Here is a 20,834-nt window from a genome sequence, read left to right as displayed (position 1 = left end):
ACAGTTAGGACCGATCATGCGAACGCCAGTTTGGTTAAGCTTAGCTTTAACATCAACCATATCTAAAGTTGGAATACCTTCAGTAATAGTGATGATAATTTCAATGCCTGCATCGATAGCTTCTAAGATTGCATCTTTACAGAATGGAGCTGCAACATAGATAACTGTTGCTGTTGCGCCAGTTGCTTCTACTGCTTCACGCACTGTATTGAATACTGGTAAACCAAGGTGCGTTTGACCGCCTTTACCTGGGCTTACGCCACCAACCATTTGTGTACCGTAATCAATCGCTTGCTCAGAATGGAAAGTACCTTGACCACCAGTGAAACCTTGACAGATAACTTTAGTATCTTTGTTAATTAAGATAGACATTATTTGCCCTCCGCAGCGGCTACAACTTTTTCTGCAGCGTCAGTTAATGATTCAGCAGCAATGATATCTAAGCCAGAGTTTTTAAGAACTTCACGACCTAATTCAGCATTTGTACCTTCTAAACGTACAACTACTGGTACTTTAACGCCAACTTCTTTAACAGCGCCAATAATACCTTCAGCAATCATGTCACAACGAACGATGCCACCAAAGATGTTAACTAAAACAGCTTTAACGTTTTCGTCAGATAAAATGATTTTGAATGCTTCAGAAACACGTTCTTTGTTTGCACCGCCGCCAACATCCAAGAAGTTAGCTGGCTTGCCGCCGTGTAAGTTAACGATATCCATAGTACCCATTGCTAGGCCTGCACCGTTAACCATACAACCAACAGTACCATCAAGAGCTACATAGTTAAGCTCCCATTGTGCTGCATGTGCTTCACGTTCATCTTCTTGAGATGGATCGTGGAAAGCACGCATTTTAGGTTGACGGTAGATAGCATTACCATCAATACCAATTTTTCCGTCTAAACAGTGAAGATTACCTTCGTCAGTAATAACTAACGGGTTAATTTCAAGTAGTGCGAAATCACAATCTTCAAACATTTTTGCAAGACCTAAAAAGATCTTAACAAATTGCTTCATTTGCGTAGGGTTTAAGCCAAGTTTAAAACCTAATTCACGTGCTTGATAAGGTTGAGCGCCAACTAGTGGGTCAATTTCAGCTTTGTGAATTAATTCAGGAGTCTCTTCAGCAATCTTCTCAATGTCAACACCGCCTTCGGTAGATGCCATGAAAACAACTCTTTGTGAAGCACGATCTACAACAGCGCCAAGATATAACTCGTTAGCGATGTCAGTACAGCTTTCAACTAAGATTTTAGTTACTGGCTGACCATTAGCGTCTGTTTGATAAGTAACTAAGTTCTTACCTAACCAGTGTTGAGCGAAATCTTTGATTTCTTCTTTAGATTTAACTAGCTTAACACCGCCAGCTTTACCGCGTCCGCCTGCGTGTACTTGAGTTTTAACAACCCACATATCGCCGCCAATTTTGTCAGCCGCTTCGGCAGCTTCTTGAGGTGTATCGCAAGCGAAACCTTCAGAAACTGGTAAACCATATTCAGCGAATAATTGTTTCGCTTGATACTCATGCAAATTCATGGTGTTTTATCCATTTATCTGTAAATAATGACAGTCAATTGCACTTCTAAGAAGTACTGAGAGTCTGCCCGTGAAAAGTATCTCGATTATAGTATAAACGCTCTAATGACGGTAGCCATTAGAGCAAATACTATAGTCGAGGAACTAAATTTTTATAGCTTAAGTTTTTTGCTCTCGTTTTCTTAATAAAACGACTTAGCTATCAAGTTAACTATCTACTTATATATCTAAAAGAAGACGAGTAGGGTCTTCTAACAAATCTTTGATTGTTACTAAGAAACCAACAGACTCTTTACCATCAACTAAACGATGATCGTAAGATAATGCCAAGTACATCATAGGTAGAATTTCAACTTTTCCATCAACTGCCATAGGGCGGTCTTGGATTTTATGCATACCTAAGATTGCCGCTTGCGGTAAGTTGAGGATAGGCGTTGAAAGCAATGAACCAAAAACACCACCGTTAGTGATAGTAAAGTTACCGCCAGTCATTTCAGCCATTGAAAGCTTTCCATCACGACCTTTAAGCGCTAATGCACGAATACCATTTTCAATACCGGCCATGCTTAATTGATCTGTGTCGCGTAATACTGGTGTAACTAAACCACGCGGTGTAGAAACTGCAATAGAGATATCGAAGAAATTATGATAAACAATATCATCACCGTCAATTGAAGCATTGATTGCCGGGTAGCGTTTAAGCGCTTCCGTTACCGCTTTCACGTAGAAAGACATAAATCCTAAACGGGTATCATGAGTTTTCTCAAACAAGTCTTTATATTGCTTGCGAAGCTCCATAATTGGCTTCATGTTAACTTCGTTAAAAGTTGTTAACATGGCCGTTTCATTTTTAGCTGCTAATAAGCGTGTCGCGATTGTTTTACGTAGACGTGTCATAGGTACACGCTTCTGTGTACGCTCACCTAAATCTTGAACAGCTGGTGCAGGAGCTGAAGCTTTTGCTACCGGAGCTGCCGCTGGCTTATTGGCTGCTGCAGCAACGTCTTCTTTAGAAATACGACCACCTTTACCAGTACCAACAACATCTGCTGCTGTTAAGCCTTTTTCTGTCATTAAACGACGTACTGAAGGGCTAGCAATTTCATCGCTGCTTACTGCATCTTCGGCAGTCGCAGTCGCGGTAGTATTCGCTGTGGCTCCGGCGTTAAGTTCACCAATTTTTTGTGCGCCTAAAACAGTATCGCCTTCAACATGGATAATTTTACCAATTACGCCATTGTCTTGAGCAACAACTTCAAGTACTACTTTATCTGTTTCGATATCAACTAGGTTTTGGTCAACTGATACGGTATCACCTTCGGCAACATGCCATGAAGCAACCGTAGCATCCGCTACTGATTCAGGTAAAACAGGTACAACGATATCAATAACTTTAACAGCACTTGTTGCTGCTACAGATGTTACTGGTGCCGCCGCAGGAGCTGCAACAGCAGCTGAACCTTCTGAATAAGTACCGATCACTTGATCGCCTAATACAGTCGCGCCATCCACTTGGCTAATATCTGTCATAACGCCATCACAAGTAGCTGGAACTTCCAATACTACTTTGTCCGTTTCAATATCTACTAAGACTTGATCACGAGTAAATTTTTCACCTACTTGTACATGCCAAGTAGCTACTGTTGCATCAGCAACTGATTCTGGTAATACCGGAACTTTGATTTCGGTTGTCATTTTATAATCCTTACAAACTTTCTTTGCGCTCACTTGCTAAAATCAAATGAGCGCACTAAAGAGTTAATCTAATGTTAACGCTTGGGTAATAAGCGCTTGCTGTTCTTTCACATGAACTGACATATAACCAACAGCAGGTGCTGCTGAAGCCTTACGGCCGGCATAAGTCAAATACGTACCTTCAGGGATAGCAGCTCTAAAATGATGCTGTGAACAATACCAAGCACCTTGGTTTTGCGGCTCTTCCTGACACCAAACAAATTGCTTCACATGTGGGTATTGTTTCAATACCGCTTGTAGCTCTTGCTCAGGGAATGGGTATAGTTGCTCAATACGTACAATGGCAACATTATTAAGTTCACTTTTACGGCGTTGATCTAATAGCTCGTAATATACTTTACCGCTACAGAACACTACACGCTCAACTGCACTTGAATCTAATTCGTCTATTTCACCAATAACATTATGGAACACACCCGTGGCCATTTCTTCTAATGAAGAAACCGCTAATGGATGACGTAATAATGACTTAGGTGACATAACCACTAATGGACGACGCATAGGGCGAACCACTTGGCGGCGTAACATATTAAATACTTGCGCTGGAGTTGATGGTACACAAACTTGCATATTATGATCAGCACACAGTTGTAAGAAACGTTCTAAACGTGCTGATGAATGCTCTGGGCCTTGACCTTCATAGCCATGTGGTAACAACATAGTTAAGCCACATAAACGGCCCCACTTTTGTTCACCTGAACTAATAAATTGGTCAAAAACCACTTGGGCACAGTTAGCAAAATCGCCGAATTGTGCTTCCCACAGAGTTAAACCCGCTGGCTCAGCCGTAGTGTAACCATATTCAAATGCCACAACAGAAACTTCAGATAATACTGAATCATGAACATCAAAAGGACCTTGACCTTCACGTATATTTTGTAAAGGGGTATAAGTACTACCATCATCTTGATTATGTAAAACCGCGTGACGATGGAAGAAAGTGCCACGAGCTGAGTCTTGCCCGGTAAGGCGAACACGTTTCCCTAAATCAACAATAGTTGCATAAGCTAAATTTTCCGCCATGCCCCAATCCAGTAGTTTTTCACCTGTGGCCATTCTCATGCGATCATCATAGATCTTCTTAACACGCGAATGTACAGGGTGACTTTCCGGAATAGTGGCAATCTTTATTGCTAAGTCTGTTAGTTTATCAAGCTCTATTGCTTTATCGTAATCATCATCCCACTCATGACCAAGATAAGGAGTCCAGTCAACAGAATGTTCTGTCATTGGACGCCATTGCTCTACAGTACACTGTCCTTCATCAAGCAATTTACGGTAATAAGCAGTTAGCTCATCAACTTTTGCTTGCGTCAAGCTGCCTTCTGCGGCCAATTTCTCGGCGTATAATTGACGTGGTGTAGGATGCTTTTTAATGATTTTATACATCATTGGCTGAGTAGCACTTGGCTCATCAGCTTCATTATGTCCATGACGGCGATAACAAACTAAATCGATAACCACGTCACGTTTAAATTCATTACGGTAATCAAGGGCTATTTGGGTTACTAAAATAACCGCTTCTGGATCATCACCATTTACATGTAAAATTGGCGCCTGTACCATTTTAGCAATTTCAGTACAGTATTCACCTGAGCGGGTATCTTCCGCTATAGAAGTAGTAAAGCCAACTTGGTTGTTTACCACGATGCGTACCGTACCGCCCACTTTAAATGCACGCGCTTGCGACATGTTAAAAGTTTCTTGTACTACACCTTGACCGGCAATAGCAGAATCACCATGAATGGTAATAGGTAATACTAAATCACCTTGGTCACCTTCAACACCGCCGCGTCTATCTTGTCTCGCTCTTACCGAGCCAATAACAACAGGATTAACAATTTCAAGATGCGAAGGGTTAAACGCTAGGGCTAAATGAACATTACCGCCAGGAGTAACAAAATCTGAAGAATAACCTTGATGGTATTTCACATCACCCGAGCTTGATATTTCATCATGTTTACCGGCAAACTCATCAAATAACTTTGATGGATTTTTACCCATAACATTAACCAATACATTTAAACGACCGCGATGTGCCATGCCCATAACCACTTCTTTAGTGCCAGCAGTACCAGCACGAGTGATTAATTCTTTAAGCATGGGAACGAGTGCATCACCACCTTCTAATGAAAAGCGTTTTGCACCTGGGAATTTCGCCCCTAGATATTTCTCTAGACCATCAGCAGCAATCAAACCTTTAAAGATTTCGGTCTTTTCATCAACGCTCAAATTAGCTTGTGACTGAACTGATTCAAGACGTTGTTGTATCCAACGTTTCTCATCAGTTGAGGTCATATGCATATATTCAGCGCCAATAGAACCACAATAGGTAGCTTTTAAGGTTTTAAATAACTCACCTAACTTCATGGTCTCTTTGCCAACAGCAAATGAGCCTAAATTAAATTCTTTATCAAAGTCGTTTTCTGATAAGTCATGATGCGATAATTGCAAATCACGAACTTTATCACGTTGCCATAAACCCAAAGGATCTAAATTAGCGTTTTGATGACCGCGGAATCTAAAAGCATTAATAAGTTGTAATACTTTTACCTGTTTAGCATCGCCACCGGAAACAACAACTTGTTTTTGGGTTTGTTTTGCTAAGGTTTTAAATTCTTCACGGATAGCACTGTGGCGGTATTCCACCTCACTGCCTTCGACTTTAGGGAGTTGACCGAAGATTTCTTGCCATTCTGTTGATACAGAGGCGGAGTTATCTAGGTATGATTCGTACAATTCTTCGATATAAACGATGTTGCCACCGTTTAAGTGGGAAGACTCTAGCCAAGCCTTCATTACACCTTCTGGCATTGCCTTGTTCCTTTGCTGGGGGTAAAGCAATTAAAATTTATAACCATTGTAAGTTCAAAATAAACCTAAACGGTTACGCTAAAAACATATTTAATTTAACAGGGTATTCCATTTAAAAGCTAAACGGACAGTTTAACTGAAAAGTATAATACCCTGTTTATTCTTGCATATAAATCAATAAAGTAAACTTAGACTAAAGCAGTAGTGAAAGTAACTTTAGCTAAGCTTAAATGTTATTAAACCGCGCGGTTTAATAACATTGATTTAATATGACCAATAGCTTTGGTTGGGTTTAATCCTTTTGGACAAACATCAACACAGTTCATAATACCGTGACAACGGAATACGCTATAAGCATCTTGTAAATCATCTAAACGCTCTTCTGTGGCAGTATCACGACTATCAATTAAGAAGCGATAAGCATGCAACAAACCTGCTGGACCGATAAACTTATCAGGGTTCCACCAAAATGAAGGACATGAAGTTGAACAACATGCACATAAAATACACTCATAAAGACCGTCTAATTTTTCACGCTCTTCAATTGATTGTATGTTTTCACGCGCAGCGGGTTGAGCATCGTTGATCAAGTATGGTTTAATTTTTTCATATTGCTGATAAAATTGTGTCATATCAATAATCAAGTCACGCACTACCGGTAAACCAGGTAGTGGACGTAAAACGATAGTTTTCGCTTTTAACTCTGATAATGGCGTGATACAAGCCAAACCATTTTTACCATTCATGTTTAAACCGTCAGAGCCACATACACCCTCACGACATGAACGACGGAATGATAAGGTTGCGTCTTCTTCTTTTAAAAGAATAAGCGCATCAAGAATCATCATGTCAGAGCCTTCAGGCACTTCCAGCTGATAATCTTTCATGTATGGCTTAGCGTCTACATCAGGATTGTAGCGGTAAATCGAAAAATTTTGTTTCATCGTATATTTCCTACAATTAAGTCCTTAGTAAACACGTGCTTTCGGTGGGAAAGCTTCGCGGTGAACAGGTTTCATATTAACAGCACGTTTTGACATTGCTTCAGTTTCAGGCGTGTAAACTGAGTGACATAACCAGTTTACATCATCACGTTCAGTGAAATCTTGACGAGCATGAGCACCTCGAGATTCCGTACGGAAGTTCGCTGCTTTTGCTGAACAAAATGCCGTTTCCATTAAGTTATCTAACTCTAAACACTCAATACGTTGAGTATTAAATTCAGAAGATTTATCATCTAAACGTGCAACTTTAAGACGTTCACGAATTTCAGTTAATTCAGTCATGCCTTTAGCCATGGCTTCTCCTTCTCGGAAAACCCCAAAGTTCATTTGCATACACTGTTGTAAGTCTTTACGAATTTGTACTGGGTCTTCACCTTTAGTAGATGACTCCCAACGATTAGTACGAGCAAGTGACGCTTCTAAATCAGACTCAGAGGCATCAGTGCCTGATTGAGTTTCATTTAAGTAGGTACCTAAGAAGTTACCTGCAGCGCGGCCAAATACCACTAAATCAAGTAATGAATTACCACCTAAGCGGTTAGCTCCATGCACAGATACACAGGCAATTTCACCTACAGCAAATAAACCTTCAACGATAGTTTCTTTACCATCATTGCCAATGTTAAGCGCTTGACCATTAACGTTAGTCGGTACACCACCCATTTGATAATGACAGGTAGGAATAACAGGAATTGGCTCTTCTGCTGGATCAACATGAGCAAAGGTCTTGGATAATTCACAAACACCGGGTAAACGTTTGTATAAGGTTTCGCGACCTAAGTGATCAAGTTTTAACTTAATGTGGGGACCGTATTGAGGATGGTCACAACCACGACCTTCACGAATCTCTGTCATCATTGAACGAGCAACAACATCACGACCCGCTAAATCTTTTGCGTTTGGCGCGTAACGCTCCATGAAGCGTTCGCCGTCTTTGTTAAGTAGATAACCACCTTCACCACGACAACCTTCAGTAACTAATACACCCGCACCCGCTATACCGGTTGGGTGGAACTGCCACATTTCCATGTCTTGCATTTGAATGCCGGCACGAAGTGACATACCAACACCATCACCAGTATTGATATGAGCATTAGTAGTTGAGGCGAAGATACGACCAGCACCGCCAGTAGCAAGTACTGTAGCACGGGCTTTAAAGTAAACAATTTCACCGGTTTCGATACAAATAGCGGTAGTACCAACAACGGCACCGTCACTATTTTTAACTAAATCTAAAGCATACCATTCAGAGTAAACGTTAGTTTTGTTTTTAACATTTTGCTGGTACAAACAATGTAGCAGCGCATGGCCGGTACGGTCAGCAGCAGCTGCAGTACGTGCAGCTTGCTCACCACCAAAGTTTTTAGACTGGCCACCAAAAGGACGTTGGTAAATTTTACCATCTTCGGTGCGAGAAAAAGGTAAACCCATTTTCTCTAGTTCAATGACAGATTCAGGACCTACTTTGCACATGTATTCAATAGCGTCTTGGTCACCGATATAATCAGAGCCTTTAACGGTATCGTACATATGTTGTTCCCAGTGATCTTCATGGGCATTACCTAAAGCAACGGTAATACCACCTTGAGCAGATACTGTATGAGAACGAGTTGGAAATACTTTAGAAATCAAGGCACAAGATTTGCCTGATTCAGAAATTGCTAATGCAGCGCGCATACCTGCGCCGCCTGCGCCAATAACTATGGCGTCAAATTCACGAATTGGAACGCTCACTTATACACCCCACACGGTTAAAAAGCCAAACACTAGGTAGGCTAATAAGATAACTGAAAATACAAATTGCAAAGCACCACGATAAAACGCTGGTTTAACGTAATCTGACAATACTTGCCATACGCCAATTTTAGCGTGAGTAAGTAAAGCTAACAGTGCTAAGACTGTTGCCACTTTAACGCTGGTACAAGCAAAAAAACCTTGCCATAGGTCAAAGGTAACGCTCGGTGTTACCACAAAAAAACCGGCAAGCAGTAAGGTATATAGAGCAAGAATGATGGCACTCGCTCTTAAAAGGATAAAATCATGTACGCCATTTCGGCCTACTGATGCGACGACGTTTACCATAACCAAACTCCTATTACTGCTGATACTGCTAACCAAATAATCATGATTAATTTGGCTGTGGCATTACCTGAAGCTAATTCTTCAAAATGACCCATATCCATAAATAAGTGGCGAATGCCGGCTAATAAATGGTAAGTCAATGCTGAAAGACAGCCAAAAATAATGAAGCTAAAGAAAAAGCCATCAAGGTAACCTTGAATTTGACTAAATCCTTCTGCAGAAGAAAGAGAGATGGAAAGAGTCCACAATAAAATGCCAATAGCAAATACCATAATTACACCAGAAATACGGTGAAGTATTGAGGCATTAGCTGCCGGGTGCATTTTAATTGTAGTTAGATCTAGATTTACAGGACGTTGTTTTTTCACAATTGTTGCCTAAAGAGCTCGAAAGCCTTCAACTTTTATTATTGTTACTCATGAACTACCTTTATTTAGTTGATTTCAAAACGTCAAAATTTACAACGTAAAACAATAAAATAAAAGTAATTCCCGAAAGTGAACGGTATCTTTACACCCATTTTTGACGAGTGTACCGATCGTATACAATTCTAACCAACTTCATTACACGATTCTAGTTAGATTTTGTAATATGACTCAAAAAATTTAAAGTAAAATGAATCAACGACCGAATAGAAAAAGCTACAGAACATAAGGATTATATAATCGATAACAGTGAATTACAATTTTACAAACCCTAAGATTTACTATGGGTTAGTTTTTAAACGATTATTTGCGCTGTATTAAACTTTAGTATAATTACTCTTACATTTTAAATTGATTTCGAGGTAGAATGTCGCCAGTTTGAAAAACCCAAGAAAAGTCACAAAACTGATTATTTATTCACTAGGCTTAGTATGTGAATTGAGCAAGTTAATCGAATGTCAGTAAATGTAAATAAATTATAATTGATAGGGGAAAAACATTATGGCTGAATTAAAAGCCACTCTGAGTATTGATGGCAAAGAAATTGGACAGTTTTCAATTTTAAAAGGTACTGCTGGTACCGACGTAATTGATATTAGAACTCTAGGTAGCCATGGCTATTTCACCTACGACCCTGGCTTCTTAGCTACGGCATCTTGTGAATCATCTATTACCTTCATTGATGGTGATAAAGGTATATTGCAACATCGTGGTTATGCCATTGATGACTTAGCAAAGAAAGCTGATTACTTAGAAGTTTGTTATATCTTATTGAATGGTAATTCACCAAGCCAAGACCAATATGATGAATTTAAAGACATCATCACTAACCATACTATGGTGCATGAAAAGTTAGCTCACTTCTTCCAAGGCTTCTTACCTGATGCGCATCCTATGGCGATGGTTTGTGGTGTTGTTGGCGCTATGTCATCTTTCTATCACAGTGACTTAGATATCACTGATCCGGCACAGCGTAAACGTAGTGCTCATAGATTAATTGCTAAAATGCCAACTATCGCGGCTATGGCTTATAAATACAGTGTTGGGCAACCTTTTGTTTACCCACGCAATGAGCTGTCTTATGCAGAAAACTTCCTTCACATGATGTTCTCAGTACCTGCTGAAGAATATATAGTAAGTCCTACCATAGCGAATGCTATGGATAGAATCTTTACTTTACATGCTGACCATGAACAAAATGCTTCAACGTCTACCGTACGTTTAGCCGGTTCATCTGGTGCTAACCCTTATGCTTGTATTGCTGCGGGTGTTGCTTCTTTATGGGGACCAGCACATGGCGGCGCTAATGAAGCCTGTTTAACTATGCTTGAAGAGATAGGCACATTAGACAGAGTTGATGAGTATGTTGCTAAAGCCAAAGATAAAAGTGACCCGTTCCGCTTAATGGGCTTTGGTCATCGTGTCTATAAAAACTTCGACCCTCGTGCAACGGTAATGCGCGAAACATGTCACGAAGTATTGAAAGAATTAGGTATTAGCGATCCTCTACTTGATGTTGCTATGGCATTAGAGAAAGTAGCACTTGAAGACCAGTACTTTATTGAAAAGAAATTATACCCTAACGTAGATTTCTACTCAGGTATTATTCTTAAAGCAATTGGTATTCCTACCAGCATGTTCACAGTGATTTTTGCTATGTCTAGAACAGTTGGTTGGATTTCTCACTGGGATGAAATGTTATCTCAACCGGGTCAAAAAATCGGTCGTCCTCGCCAAAAGTACACTGGTGAAATTAACCGTGAATTCGTACCATTAAACAAAAGATAATGACTTAATTAACAATAATTAAGTTAAAAGGGCAGCATTCGCTGCCTTTTTTGTGTCTGTTTTTAGGGAAAAAACTTAAATGGCGCATAACCTGAGTCTATACTTACTATTCATAAAAGAAATACTCTCTAGTGGTGAATACTAGAGATAAAGACACTTTTTGATAGGTAAGTAACTAAATTTCATTCCACTCCCTGCAGCTAGCCGTTATAATATCGTTCTCAAATTTCTCACTCTCACAATAAGATCCCTTTATTACTTATGTCTGACTACTCTTTACGATTCGGTGGTATTAGCCGTTTATATGGCGAACATGGCGCAAACATATTAAAGCAAGCACATTTCTGTGTAATTGGCATTGGTGGTGTAGGCTCTTGGGCAGCTGAAGCCCTCGCGCGTAATGGCATAGGTCAAATCACTTTAATCGACTTAGATGACATTTGTACCACTAATATAAACCGTCAAATCCATGCGTTAACCGATACTATTGGCCAAAGTAAAGTTGATGTAATGTGTGAGCGAATTAAGCAGATCAATCCAGATTGCCACGTTAATATCATTGAAGACTTCGTTACCGTTGAAAATTTATCAACTTTAATTACTAGAGATTATGATTATGTAATTGATGCAATTGACTCTGTTGACATCAAAACCCGCCTCATTGCTTTTTGTCGGGGAAGTAAACTGCCGATTATCACTATTGGTGGTGCTGGCGGACAGGTTGATCCAAGTAAAATTGAAATAACTGACTTGAGTAAAACGTATCAAGATCCCTTACTCGCTAAGGTCAAAAATCAATTACGCCGTGAATTTAATTTCCCCCGTGCAGACTTAAAAACAGCAGGAAAACGAAAGTTCTCAATTGATGCAGTATATTCAACAGAGCAACTACGTTACCCAGCTGATAATAACGCAGGTGAAGTCTGCTTAGCAAAACCAGATACTTCTAGAGGCGAACAGAGCAACATGCGCTTAGATTGCCATACTGGTTTTGGCGCAACCACCCATGTTACGGCAACATTTGCATTTTTCGCAGTCGGTAGAGCAATTGATAAGCTGTTAAAAAAACACAAGAAACAATCGAACTAAGATTAATGGCGTCAAACTATCAAGTCTACACTGCTATAAGTGCAGGTTTGATGCGCTTTATGGTTTCGCCAACAATTTAATTTTATCAACAATAGCTAATACACCATTACCCCGTGAAGGGCTTAGGTGCTGCATTAAACCTAATTCTGCAAAGTAATCATTGATATCAACATCGTGTATTTTTTGTGCCGTTTTATTATTAAACGCAGCAAACACTATCACTAATAAGCCACGAATGATCTTGGCGTCACTGTCGGCTGTAAAAGAAAATAAGCCTTGGTTATCCTGTTCGACACTCAGCCAAGCAAGACTTTCACACCCTGCGATAATAGTTTCATCGTTACGTTGCGCTTTTTCCAGACGAGGTAATTTTTTACCTAGCAGCATGATTTCTCTATGTCGGCTATCCCAACCTTTAGTTTTAGCAAATAAGGTAAGTATATCCGCCATATCGTTAGTCGGTGTACTTGTTAACTGCCCTTTTTCAACGGGGTTTTCTTGTTCTAAACATGGCTCAAGCAAGAATTTATTTATACTATCGATAAAATAATCAATTTCAGCCATGGTGTTATATGCTGCCAGAGAGACTCTTAAGCAACCATCAATGTTTAAATTTGCCATTAAAGGCATAGCGCAATGATGACCAGAGCGAATAGCGACACCATAAGTATCAAGCGAGGTAGCTACATCGTGATTATGATGTCCTGTTAAGGTAAAAGCGATAACGCCAATATCGGGTATTCCTTCAACAATAAAGTTCACTTGTGCTATTTTAGCTAACGCTTGATAGCAATAGTTAAGCAGTTCTTGCTCATATAAGTGGTAGCCTTTGTTTATATCAGCTAAATACGGCGCTAATAAGTTAATACTTTCGCCAAAAGCGATGACAGCGGCAATATTAGGTGTACCTGCTTCAAACTTAAAAGGTAATGAGTTAAAGGTTGTCTCTTGAGTAAAACTCACTGTTTTAATCATTTCCCCTCCCCCCTGATAAGGCGGCATAGCTTCTAAATGCTCTTTTTTACCATAAAGTACACCAATACCTGTTGGCCCATACATTTTGTGAGCAGAAAAAACATAAAAATCACAGTCCAGCGCTTCAACATCGATAGCTAAATGTGCCACGGCTTGAGCACCATCAATTAAACTTATCGCGCCAACCGACTTTGCCTTTGCGATAACTTTCTCAACAGGGTTTATCCGCCCTAATACATTAGATATATGGGCACAGGCAACAAATTTTGTTTTATCCGTTATGATGTTATCTAGCTTAGTAACATCAATATAACCTTGTTTAGTTAAAGGTAAAATTTTGATCAGCGCGCCTGTTTGCTGTGCAACGATTTGCCAAGGGACAATATTGGCATGATGCTCACTGGCACAGAGTACAATTTCATCTCCTGGCCTTAAGGTATTTCTAGCCATACTTTGCACAACTATATTAATACTTTCCGTTGCTCCCTTAGTCCAAATGATTTCTTTAATGCTGTGAGCACCGATAAATCCTTGTACTAGCGTACGGGAATTTTCAAAAGCAAAAGTAGCTTTACTGCTCAGTTGATGTGAAGCTCTATGGACATTGGCATTATAATGGCAATAATAATCTTGCTGACTGTCGATCACTTTTTGAGGTTTTTGTGTGGTCGCGGCATTATCAAAATACACTATAGCGGAATGTTTGCCATTTTTATCATGCCTAGGTGAGCTGGTATTTTGTAATAATGGAAATTGCTTTCGAAAGTGGTAAAGCTCAAATTTTTTCATAAATACTCTGATAGAGAAAATAGCGGTATAGAAAAACCAAGTTCAACAAGGAAGCATTATAACTTATTTTCCTACAACGATTTAAGTACTTAGTGAAACTTACCTGATTCATAGACTAATGAAGAGAGAAAAAAACGGCATAATGGGTAAAAATCAGGGATTTAGACTATAACTAATAAAGTGTCCTATTAAAGGGTATTGGAATGAGTCTTTTAGCCTACTTATATCAATTTAAAGCAAGTTTATATCGTTTTTTTCAATTGAAAAGAACAGTTTTAGCTAAACAAAAAAAAACTAAATATGCTCGAGAAGTGAGTGTCGATGCAAAGATAAACCTTAAGCTTAGGTGTAAAAAAGCTGAACAGGAGATCCAATACCTAGGCAGTTTTAGCCATTGGCCTATCGCTAAAGTGAAAAAATCAATAGAAAATAATTCTTTAATCTATTTAGATACCAGTCGCAGTAAACGGACAGCTTTCAAACATGAAATACGAGGTAATGATCAAGTCATTAGCGTTATTTCTAAGACAGTATTGTCTAAGACAAAAATAAAAAAACACCCTTAAGCTTTAAGATAGCTAAACACTAGCAAGTCATAGTATTAAAAGCCCCCAGATAATATAGTAAACTTTCTAAGCGGCTCACTTTCCCATTCTGCCGCTTGCCTTAGCCAGTATCTAGCTCTTGAATTGTTACCTTGTTGATATAAAGCAAAGGCGATGTTGTAATGAAAACTCGGCATCAAATAGTTCGACGGTTTGGCTTTTAATAAAGTAAGGTATTCTTCAGGAAACTCATTGGCGAAATACCTAAGTTGAGTCCGCCGGTTTAACGGCTTAAATGCTGAATAATTAGGCGACAGCTGACTTGCTGTTGCATTGGCTACTACGCTAGACAGTTGACAACTTTCAGCTAGGTAGACACCTACTCGCTCTTTAAAAGCTATCGGTGTACCTAAACGCCATATTTTTTTACTGCTAGTGCTGTTATCAACGGCTTGTAAAATAGGTGTACTCACTTTTATTTCACTGGCCCAAGCTAAACTAGCTAAGACGCTAGCTCTTACATGGTCTCGCTCACCTTGATAATACTTGTTTAATACCGCAATATTATGGGCAAATACTTTTTGTTGAATACCTTGGCATGTGCCATGATCTTTACTTAATGGGTATTCATCAACAAAGCCGAGTAAATGACTTAATTCATGGCTAAAAACATCGGCACTATCCTCGACATCAAAATATAGAATACCCAAATGTACGTTTGCGCCGCCTTCTTTTAGCATTAAGCCTATGTGACGGCTACTTACCTGGTTTGCTACACTTTGCCAACGTGTCTCATCACATGATATAGCTTGCTCTGCTTGAGCCATACAATCAATACGGTTCTTGCTAATGTAGAGTGGCGTCGGTAAACATATAAAAGGTGCAAGTACTTGCTGCTCTTTAAAGGTTTTGATCAGCTGGTCAAGGTGCTTTAAATGAGCCAAATTAGTCGCATAAAGTTGTAAACTTGTGATACAAGTTAATGATGCTTCAAATGGTACACTGATTGGACCGCCACCATTACTTTTCAAAACTTCGGTATTTGTTATTACCGAATATTTATTTAAGTCCGCTAATAGACGATGTACTTTTTTATCACCATAGCGCTTAAATTTATTTGAAGTTAATAATTGCTTAACTAGTGTCACATTTCCTTCAGAAACCGCAATTTTGATGCGTAATACTAGCCGATTTTCAGCTAAGTTATTATTTTTAAGCGTTGCTGGCAATTGCCTTAAAGCCGTTTGTGCATTTAAAAGCTTCTCTTGTTTAAAGTACAGTTGAGCTAGCGCGATAGCGGCTTGTTGCGAATCTAAACGAATAGCTTGTTCAAACCACATAATAGCAGTGTTTATCAATGCTGTATTTGATTCTTTCTGGGATTTATTCTGATACCAATGACCAAGCTTTAATGCTGTACTTGCTTGGCTTTTACCTAACTTCTGGTTTAGTGCTAACCAATTCAAGCTGTTAAAATCAGCTGTTTTTTCTTTTATTGTTAGCGCGGCAATATGGTGATGTTTTAATCCGTAGGTAAGTTGGCCACTGCGGTAATTATTTTTACCCAATTGTTTAGTTAGGTAGTCCGGTAAAAAAAATGAGCTTGATGATAGAAATATCATCAAGCTCATCATTAATATAAAAAGGCAGAATTTATTAAAACGCATTGAGTGGCAATAGCAGTTAGTATTATTAGGGTTGAGTCTTAGTGGCCGTTGTTGTGCGCATTAAATCTAATTCAAGCTTAGCGTATCTGTGTTCAACAAATTCATAAACATTGGTACTTAATGCCAACTTAAAAAAGTTAGCGGCACTACCACGATAGCCTAAAGTTTGGTTATATTTACCTAAATAAAAGTAGGCTTCACATAGCCGCTCGGTCAATTCTTTATTCGAGCGAACATTTTTAGTTAAACCGTTAACGAACTCCCCTTGCGATATTTCCCCTAGATAAAGCTGAATTACCTGTTTCGCCCACGTAGCATCATCAACCTGTTCTGCTCGCTGTTTTAATGAGTATTTTGCTGCCAGTGGATCAATTTCATATTCGGTCAAATACAACCACAATAAACGGTATGGGTCATCCTGTTGCTGTTGATGAAAGGCTTTAAAGTCAAGGCTTGCTAGCTCAGGTCGTGAACCATAATAAAGCGCTATACCTCGATTTAAATAGGCATATTCATGTTCAGGAGCTAACTCTAAGGCCGAATCAAATTTTTCATAGGCCTGGGCGAATTCTTGTAATTGGGTGTAATGAATGCCTAAAAAGTTATAAGCATCAATGAGGTTAGGTTTTAATTGCAGTGCATGGGAGAAATCGAATCTTGCCAGTGAGCGTAAACCAACACTGTCATACAAGACACCGCGATCATAAAAAAGTTGTGCTCTTTGTTCATTAGATATTTGCGCCCTATTTATCACTTCGGATAAACGCGCGATGGCAATTTCACTTTTAAAGTTAATTGCCAAAGGCTCAGCAATCACTAGATTATTCATTATCGCGAAAGGAGCATTACCTTCCTGCGATTGCCTTGAGGCACAACCTTGCGTCAGTAGTGTACTGGTTAACAACAACGTGAGAAGAGTTATCTTGAGAAGTGAATGCACAAAAATGCCTTTTATATAAATAGCTAACCATAGGAATTAATTCATTATAAACAAAAAAGGAGCCTTATGGCTCCTTTTTACTTAATGAAATGTAAAAGTTTTTGTATTAACTAAGTAGTTAATCAGCAACTATTACTCAGCAGCAGGTGTTTCTGTTGCAACTGGCTTTTCGATTGCTTCTTTGATACTTAAACGTACACGACCTTGGCGATCAACTTCTAGTACTTTAACTTTCACTTCTTGACCTTCTGTTAATACATCGCTTACGTTATTAACGCGCTCTTCAGAGATTTGAGAAATGTGTACTAAACCATCTTTACCTGGTAATACATTAACAAAGGCACCGAAATCAACGATACGTACAACTTTACCGGTGTAAAGTGTACCAACTTCAATTTCAGCCGTTAATGCTTTAATACGGTTAATTGCATCTTGTGCTTGTTCATTTGAAGTTGCCGCAATTTTAACAGTACCGTCATCTTCGATTTCAATCGTTGTACCGGTTTCTTCAGTAAGCTGACGAATAGTTGCGCCACCTTTACCAATGATGTCACGAATCTTATCTTGGCTAACTTTCATAGTATGAATGCGTGGAGCAAACTCAGAGATATCATCTCTGTGACCGCCGATAGCTTCATCCATAACAGATAAGATGTGAGTACGGGCAGCTTTTGCTTGGTTTAAAGCAATTTGCATGATTTCTTGGGTAATGCCTTCAATTTTAATATCCATTTGAAGAGCAGTAATACCACCAGTAGTACCGGCAACTTTAAAGTCCATATCACCTAAGTGATCTTCATCACCTAAGATGTCAGAAAGAACAACGAATTTTTCGCCTTCTTTAACAAGACCCATGGCAATACCAGCAACAGATGCCTTAATTGGCACACCAGCATCCATCAATGCTAATGAAGCACCACAAACAGAAGCCATTGAAGATGAACCATTTGATTCAGTGATTTCAGAAACAACACGTACAGCATACGGGAATTCTTCAAGTGAAGGCATTACCGCTAACATACCACGCTTAGCTAAACGGCCATGGCCAATTTCACGACGCTTAGGGCTGCCTACAAATCCAGTTTCACCTACACAGTATGGAGGGAAGTTGTAATGAAGCATGAATGGGTCAGTTTTATCACCCATTAAGGTATCAAGACGTTGTGCATCACGTTGAGTACCAAGCGTAGCTGTGACTAATGCTTGAGTTTCACCACGAGTGAATACAGCTGAGCCGTGAGTTCTTGGTAAAACACCTGTCATTACGTCTAGAGCACGAATTGACTCAGGATCTCGACCATCAATACGCGGGTGACCATCGGTGATACGGCCACGTACAACAGTTTTTTCTAAGTCGTGGAATAAATCCTTAGTTTCTTGCACGTCTAAATCAGCATCTTGTGCTAATAACGTTTCAACTACAGAGTTACGAATTTCTTTAATTTTTTCATAACGAACAGCTTTTTCAGTAATTTGGTAAGCTTCGTTTACTTTCGCTTCACTTAACTCAGCAATTTTTGCTAATAACTCAGCATTTTTAACTGGTGCAGTCCATTCCCATACAGGGGTGTTTACTTCAGCTTTAAATTCTTTAATTGCTGAAACAGCTACTTGCATTTGCTCATGGCCGTACATTACCGCGCCAAGCATTACTTCTTCTGATAAGACATCAGCTTCAGACTCAACCATTAATACTGCGGTATCAGTACCAGATACCACTAAGTCTAATTGACTTGTCGGTAATTCAGCTTGCAGTGGGTTAAGTATGTATTGACCATCGACATAACCAACACGTGCTGCGCCAACAGGACCATTAAATGGTGCACCTGAGATAGCTAACGCCGCAGAAGCACCAATTAATGAAATGATGTCAGGGGCAATTTCAGGGTTAACTGAAATAACAGTGATGATAACTTGAACTTCGTTAATAAACCCTTCTGGGAATAATGGGCGAAGTGGACGGTCAATTAAACGTGCAATCAATGTTTCTTCTTCTGAAGGACGACCTTCACGTTTGAAGAAACTACCTGGGATTTTACCCGCAGCGTAGGCACGCTCTTGATAGTTTATTGTTAGTGGGAAGAAGTCTTGGCCTGCTTTTGCTTCTTTCTTAGCAACAACAGTCACTAATACACAAGTATCATCCATGCTTGCCATTACAGCACCAGAAGCTTGACGAGCAATAGCGCCGGTTTCAAGTGTTACGGTATGTTTTCCGTATTGGAATTTTTTAGTAATTGGATTTAACATCTAATTAGTTTCCTTAAATTTTGTCTTTATTAATAATATTTACCAATCTGTACAATTATTTATTCACGAGGTATTTTATGCCAAAAGTATGGCTACCAAGTCGAACAAAAAATTATACAGTTTGGATTGGTTAGTGTTTCTAAAAATAACTATGCTGTTTTAAATTTCTATAAAGAACAACACAGGTAAATTTTCATCGACATTATACTAAGTAAGCGCCTGAATGCTAGCGTCAAAGCGTAATTAGTCTCGTAAAGCACCGATTAACTGACATTAAAATTACATTTTATAAAAGTGTCGACGATAGAAAACAAAAAAGGAGCCAATAGGCTCCTTTTTTAAATCGAATAAGTTACGTTCGTTAGCAAATAGCTATTAACGACGTAGACCTAATTTAGCAATTGCTGCTGTATAACGTTCAACGTTCTTACCTTTAAGGTAATCAAGTAATTTACGACGTTGTGCAACCATGCGTAATAAACCACGACGTGAATGATGATCATGGATGTGTGCTTTAAAGTGACCTTGTAAGTGGTTGATTTGTGCAGTTAACAAAGCAACTTGAACTTCTGGAGAACCAGTATCACCTTCTGATTGAGCATATTCTGCAACGATTGCAGCTTTTTCTGTAGCATTTAAAGACATAATTAATCCTTAGTGTGTAAAATCCCGCCCTCATTTTATTGAGTTAAGAATGTTAGGAATACGCATCAAGCCAAACACTAATTCAGCATTGATGACGAAAGAGCGCGTATTCTAGCAGCCAATAGCCAAAAAGCAAGTGAATAGTGCGTTGTAGCAGATTAATAATTCACTTAGCTTCTTATCGCAATTTAGCTTATATCAATTACACTAATAAATTATCCAACTTAGAGTTATATTAGCGAGCTTAGAACAAACAAAATTACTTAAACATAGTTACTCTATATTTCTTTAATTTTAAGCAGTTATTCGTTTGCTAATAGACTCCCAAAGGGCGAGTTTAAAAGGCTTACATCCGTCGTTATTAATTTCGAGAAGGGAATAACCATTCTCTTCAATCAATGCCTTGCCTCTAAGCCTTTTAATTCTCGCTAAGTGGTCAATTAATTAATGTACTTGGTATTATTGGGCTATTAGGTAGGTTTTTAGCTGAACTAAATGAGCTCTGTACAGGCTAACTTTACTGATTTT

At 39.1% G+C, this 20,834-nt stretch carries 15 protein-coding genes and 1 pseudogene; 3 read left to right on the top strand and 13 right to left on the bottom strand.

Annotated features, from left to right (window positions below; genetic code table 11):
• The 8 genes and pseudogenes from HRT50_RS12185 to sdhC form a co-directional block, all read right to left on the bottom strand.
• Positions 1-372 (bottom strand): annotated as a pseudogene (locus HRT50_RS12185) (succinate--CoA ligase subunit alpha); the annotation flags it as partial.
• Positions 372-1,538 carry an ADP-forming succinate--CoA ligase subunit beta gene (sucC, locus tag HRT50_RS12180; protein ID WP_291614853.1) on the bottom strand — a complete coding sequence of 389 codons (1,167 nt, stop codon included), beginning with the start codon at positions 1,536-1,538 and terminating at the stop codon, positions 372-374. The pseudogene HRT50_RS12185 and the gene sucC, both read right to left, overlap by 1 nt.
• 219 nt (positions 1,539-1,757) lie before the next feature.
• Positions 1,758-3,233, bottom strand: coding sequence for a 2-oxoglutarate dehydrogenase complex dihydrolipoyllysine-residue succinyltransferase (gene odhB, locus HRT50_RS12175; RefSeq protein ID WP_291614851.1), 1,476 nt, complete (start codon positions 3,231-3,233; stop codon positions 1,758-1,760).
• Positions 3,234-3,296: 63 nt separating this feature from the next.
• Positions 3,297-6,107, bottom strand: a complete 2,811-nt coding sequence (locus tag HRT50_RS12170; protein WP_291614849.1) for a 2-oxoglutarate dehydrogenase E1 component — start codon at positions 6,105-6,107, stop codon at positions 3,297-3,299.
• Positions 6,108-6,343: 236 nt separating this feature from the next.
• The gene (locus HRT50_RS12165) at positions 6,344-7,051 is read right to left on the bottom strand and encodes a succinate dehydrogenase iron-sulfur subunit (protein ID WP_291614847.1); all 708 of its coding nucleotides are present in this window, start codon (positions 7,049-7,051) and stop codon (positions 6,344-6,346) included.
• Positions 7,052-7,075: 24 nt separating this feature from the next.
• Complete coding sequence (gene sdhA / locus HRT50_RS12160; protein ID WP_291614820.1) at positions 7,076-8,845, bottom strand: succinate dehydrogenase flavoprotein subunit; 1,770 nt, start codon at positions 8,843-8,845, stop codon at positions 7,076-7,078.
• Positions 8,846-9,193: a succinate dehydrogenase, hydrophobic membrane anchor protein gene (gene sdhD / locus HRT50_RS12155; protein ID WP_291614818.1), complete on the bottom strand. Its 348-nt coding sequence runs from the start codon at positions 9,191-9,193 to the stop codon at positions 8,846-8,848.
• Positions 9,187-9,561, bottom strand: coding sequence for a succinate dehydrogenase, cytochrome b556 subunit (gene sdhC / locus HRT50_RS12150; RefSeq protein ID WP_291614816.1), 375 nt, complete (start codon positions 9,559-9,561; stop codon positions 9,187-9,189). The genes sdhD and sdhC overlap by 7 nt, the downstream gene beginning before the upstream one ends.
• A 558-nt stretch (positions 9,562-10,119) precedes the next feature.
• Here sdhC and HRT50_RS12145 point away from each other — a divergent pair.
• Together HRT50_RS12145 and tcdA are read left to right on the top strand one after the other, a co-directional pair.
• Positions 10,120-11,406, top strand: coding sequence for a citrate synthase (locus tag HRT50_RS12145; RefSeq protein ID WP_291614814.1), 1,287 nt, complete (start codon positions 10,120-10,122; stop codon positions 11,404-11,406).
• A 261-nt stretch (positions 11,407-11,667) separates the two neighbouring features.
• Positions 11,668-12,495 carry a tRNA cyclic N6-threonylcarbamoyladenosine(37) synthase TcdA gene (tcdA, locus tag HRT50_RS12140; protein WP_291614811.1) on the top strand — a complete coding sequence of 276 codons (828 nt, stop codon included), beginning with the start codon at positions 11,668-11,670 and terminating at the stop codon, positions 12,493-12,495.
• A 57-nt stretch (positions 12,496-12,552) separates the two neighbouring features.
• Here tcdA and HRT50_RS12135 read toward each other — a convergent pair whose 3' ends face one another.
• Positions 12,553-14,259, bottom strand: a complete 1,707-nt coding sequence (locus tag HRT50_RS12135) for a SufS family cysteine desulfurase (protein ID WP_291614809.1) — start codon at positions 14,257-14,259, stop codon at positions 12,553-12,555.
• 203 nt (positions 14,260-14,462) lie between these two features.
• Here HRT50_RS12135 and HRT50_RS12130 point away from each other — a divergent pair, with 203 nt between their 5' ends.
• Positions 14,463-14,825 carry a hypothetical protein gene (locus tag HRT50_RS12130; protein WP_291614807.1) on the top strand — a complete coding sequence of 121 codons (363 nt, stop codon included), beginning with the start codon at positions 14,463-14,465 and terminating at the stop codon, positions 14,823-14,825.
• Between the two features lie 35 nt (positions 14,826-14,860).
• On the opposite strand, the gene HRT50_RS12125 is transcribed toward HRT50_RS12130, so the two are convergent.
• The 4 genes from HRT50_RS12125 to rpsO form a co-directional block, all read right to left on the bottom strand.
• Positions 14,861-16,426, bottom strand: a complete 1,566-nt coding sequence (locus tag HRT50_RS12125) for a hypothetical protein (RefSeq protein ID WP_291614805.1) — start codon at positions 16,424-16,426, stop codon at positions 14,861-14,863.
• 70 nt (positions 16,427-16,496) lie between these two features.
• On the bottom strand, positions 16,497-17,411 hold the full coding sequence (gene nlpI, locus HRT50_RS12120; RefSeq protein WP_291614803.1) for a lipoprotein NlpI: 915 nt from the start codon (positions 17,409-17,411) through the stop codon (positions 16,497-16,499).
• A gap of 132 nt (positions 17,412-17,543) precedes the next feature.
• Positions 17,544-19,661, bottom strand: coding sequence for a polyribonucleotide nucleotidyltransferase (gene pnp, locus HRT50_RS12115; RefSeq protein WP_291614801.1), 2,118 nt, complete (start codon positions 19,659-19,661; stop codon positions 17,544-17,546).
• 375 nt (positions 19,662-20,036) lie between these two features.
• Positions 20,037-20,306 carry a 30S ribosomal protein S15 gene (rpsO, locus tag HRT50_RS12110; RefSeq protein ID WP_291614799.1) on the bottom strand — a complete coding sequence of 90 codons (270 nt, stop codon included), beginning with the start codon at positions 20,304-20,306 and terminating at the stop codon, positions 20,037-20,039.
• Positions 20,307-20,834: the final 528 nt, after the last annotated feature.

Source organism: Colwellia sp. (genome assembly GCF_013215345.1).
In the GTDB taxonomy this organism is placed as follows: Bacteria; Pseudomonadota; Gammaproteobacteria; order Enterobacterales; family Alteromonadaceae; genus Colwellia.
Note: the sequence above shows the minus strand (reverse complement) of the source record. Positions and strands in the feature narration are given on the sequence as shown.

What these genes read in the sequence shown, in the direction of transcription:
- sucC (WP_291614853.1), bottom strand. Translation starts at nt 1,538, where the DNA reads ATGAATTTGCATGAGTATCAAGCGAAACAATTATTCGCTGAATATGGT.
- odhB (WP_291614851.1), bottom strand. Translation starts at nt 3,233, where the DNA reads ATGACAACCGAAATCAAAGTTCCGGTATTACCAGAATCAGTTGCTGAT.
- HRT50_RS12170 (WP_291614849.1), bottom strand. Translation starts at nt 6,107, where the DNA reads ATGCCAGAAGGTGTAATGAAGGCTTGGCTAGAGTCTTCCCACTTAAAC.
- HRT50_RS12165 (WP_291614847.1), bottom strand. Translation starts at nt 7,051, where the DNA reads ATGAAACAAAATTTTTCGATTTACCGCTACAATCCTGATGTAGACGCT.
- sdhD (WP_291614818.1), bottom strand. Translation starts at nt 9,193, where the DNA reads ATGGTAAACGTCGTCGCATCAGTAGGCCGAAATGGCGTACATGATTTT.
- HRT50_RS12145 (WP_291614814.1), top strand. Translation starts at nt 10,120, where the DNA reads ATGGCTGAATTAAAAGCCACTCTGAGTATTGATGGCAAAGAAATTGGA.
- tcdA (WP_291614811.1), top strand. Translation starts at nt 11,668, where the DNA reads ATGTCTGACTACTCTTTACGATTCGGTGGTATTAGCCGTTTATATGGC.
- HRT50_RS12135 (WP_291614809.1), bottom strand. Translation starts at nt 14,259, where the DNA reads ATGAAAAAATTTGAGCTTTACCACTTTCGAAAGCAATTTCCATTATTA.
- HRT50_RS12130 (WP_291614807.1), top strand. Translation starts at nt 14,463, where the DNA reads ATGAGTCTTTTAGCCTACTTATATCAATTTAAAGCAAGTTTATATCGT.
- HRT50_RS12125 (WP_291614805.1), bottom strand. Translation starts at nt 16,426, where the DNA reads ATGATATTTCTATCATCAAGCTCATTTTTTTTACCGGACTACCTAACT.
- pnp (WP_291614801.1), bottom strand. Translation starts at nt 19,661, where the DNA reads ATGTTAAATCCAATTACTAAAAAATTCCAATACGGAAAACATACCGTA.
- rpsO (WP_291614799.1), bottom strand. Translation starts at nt 20,306, where the DNA reads ATGTCTTTAAATGCTACAGAAAAAGCTGCAATCGTTGCAGAATATGCT.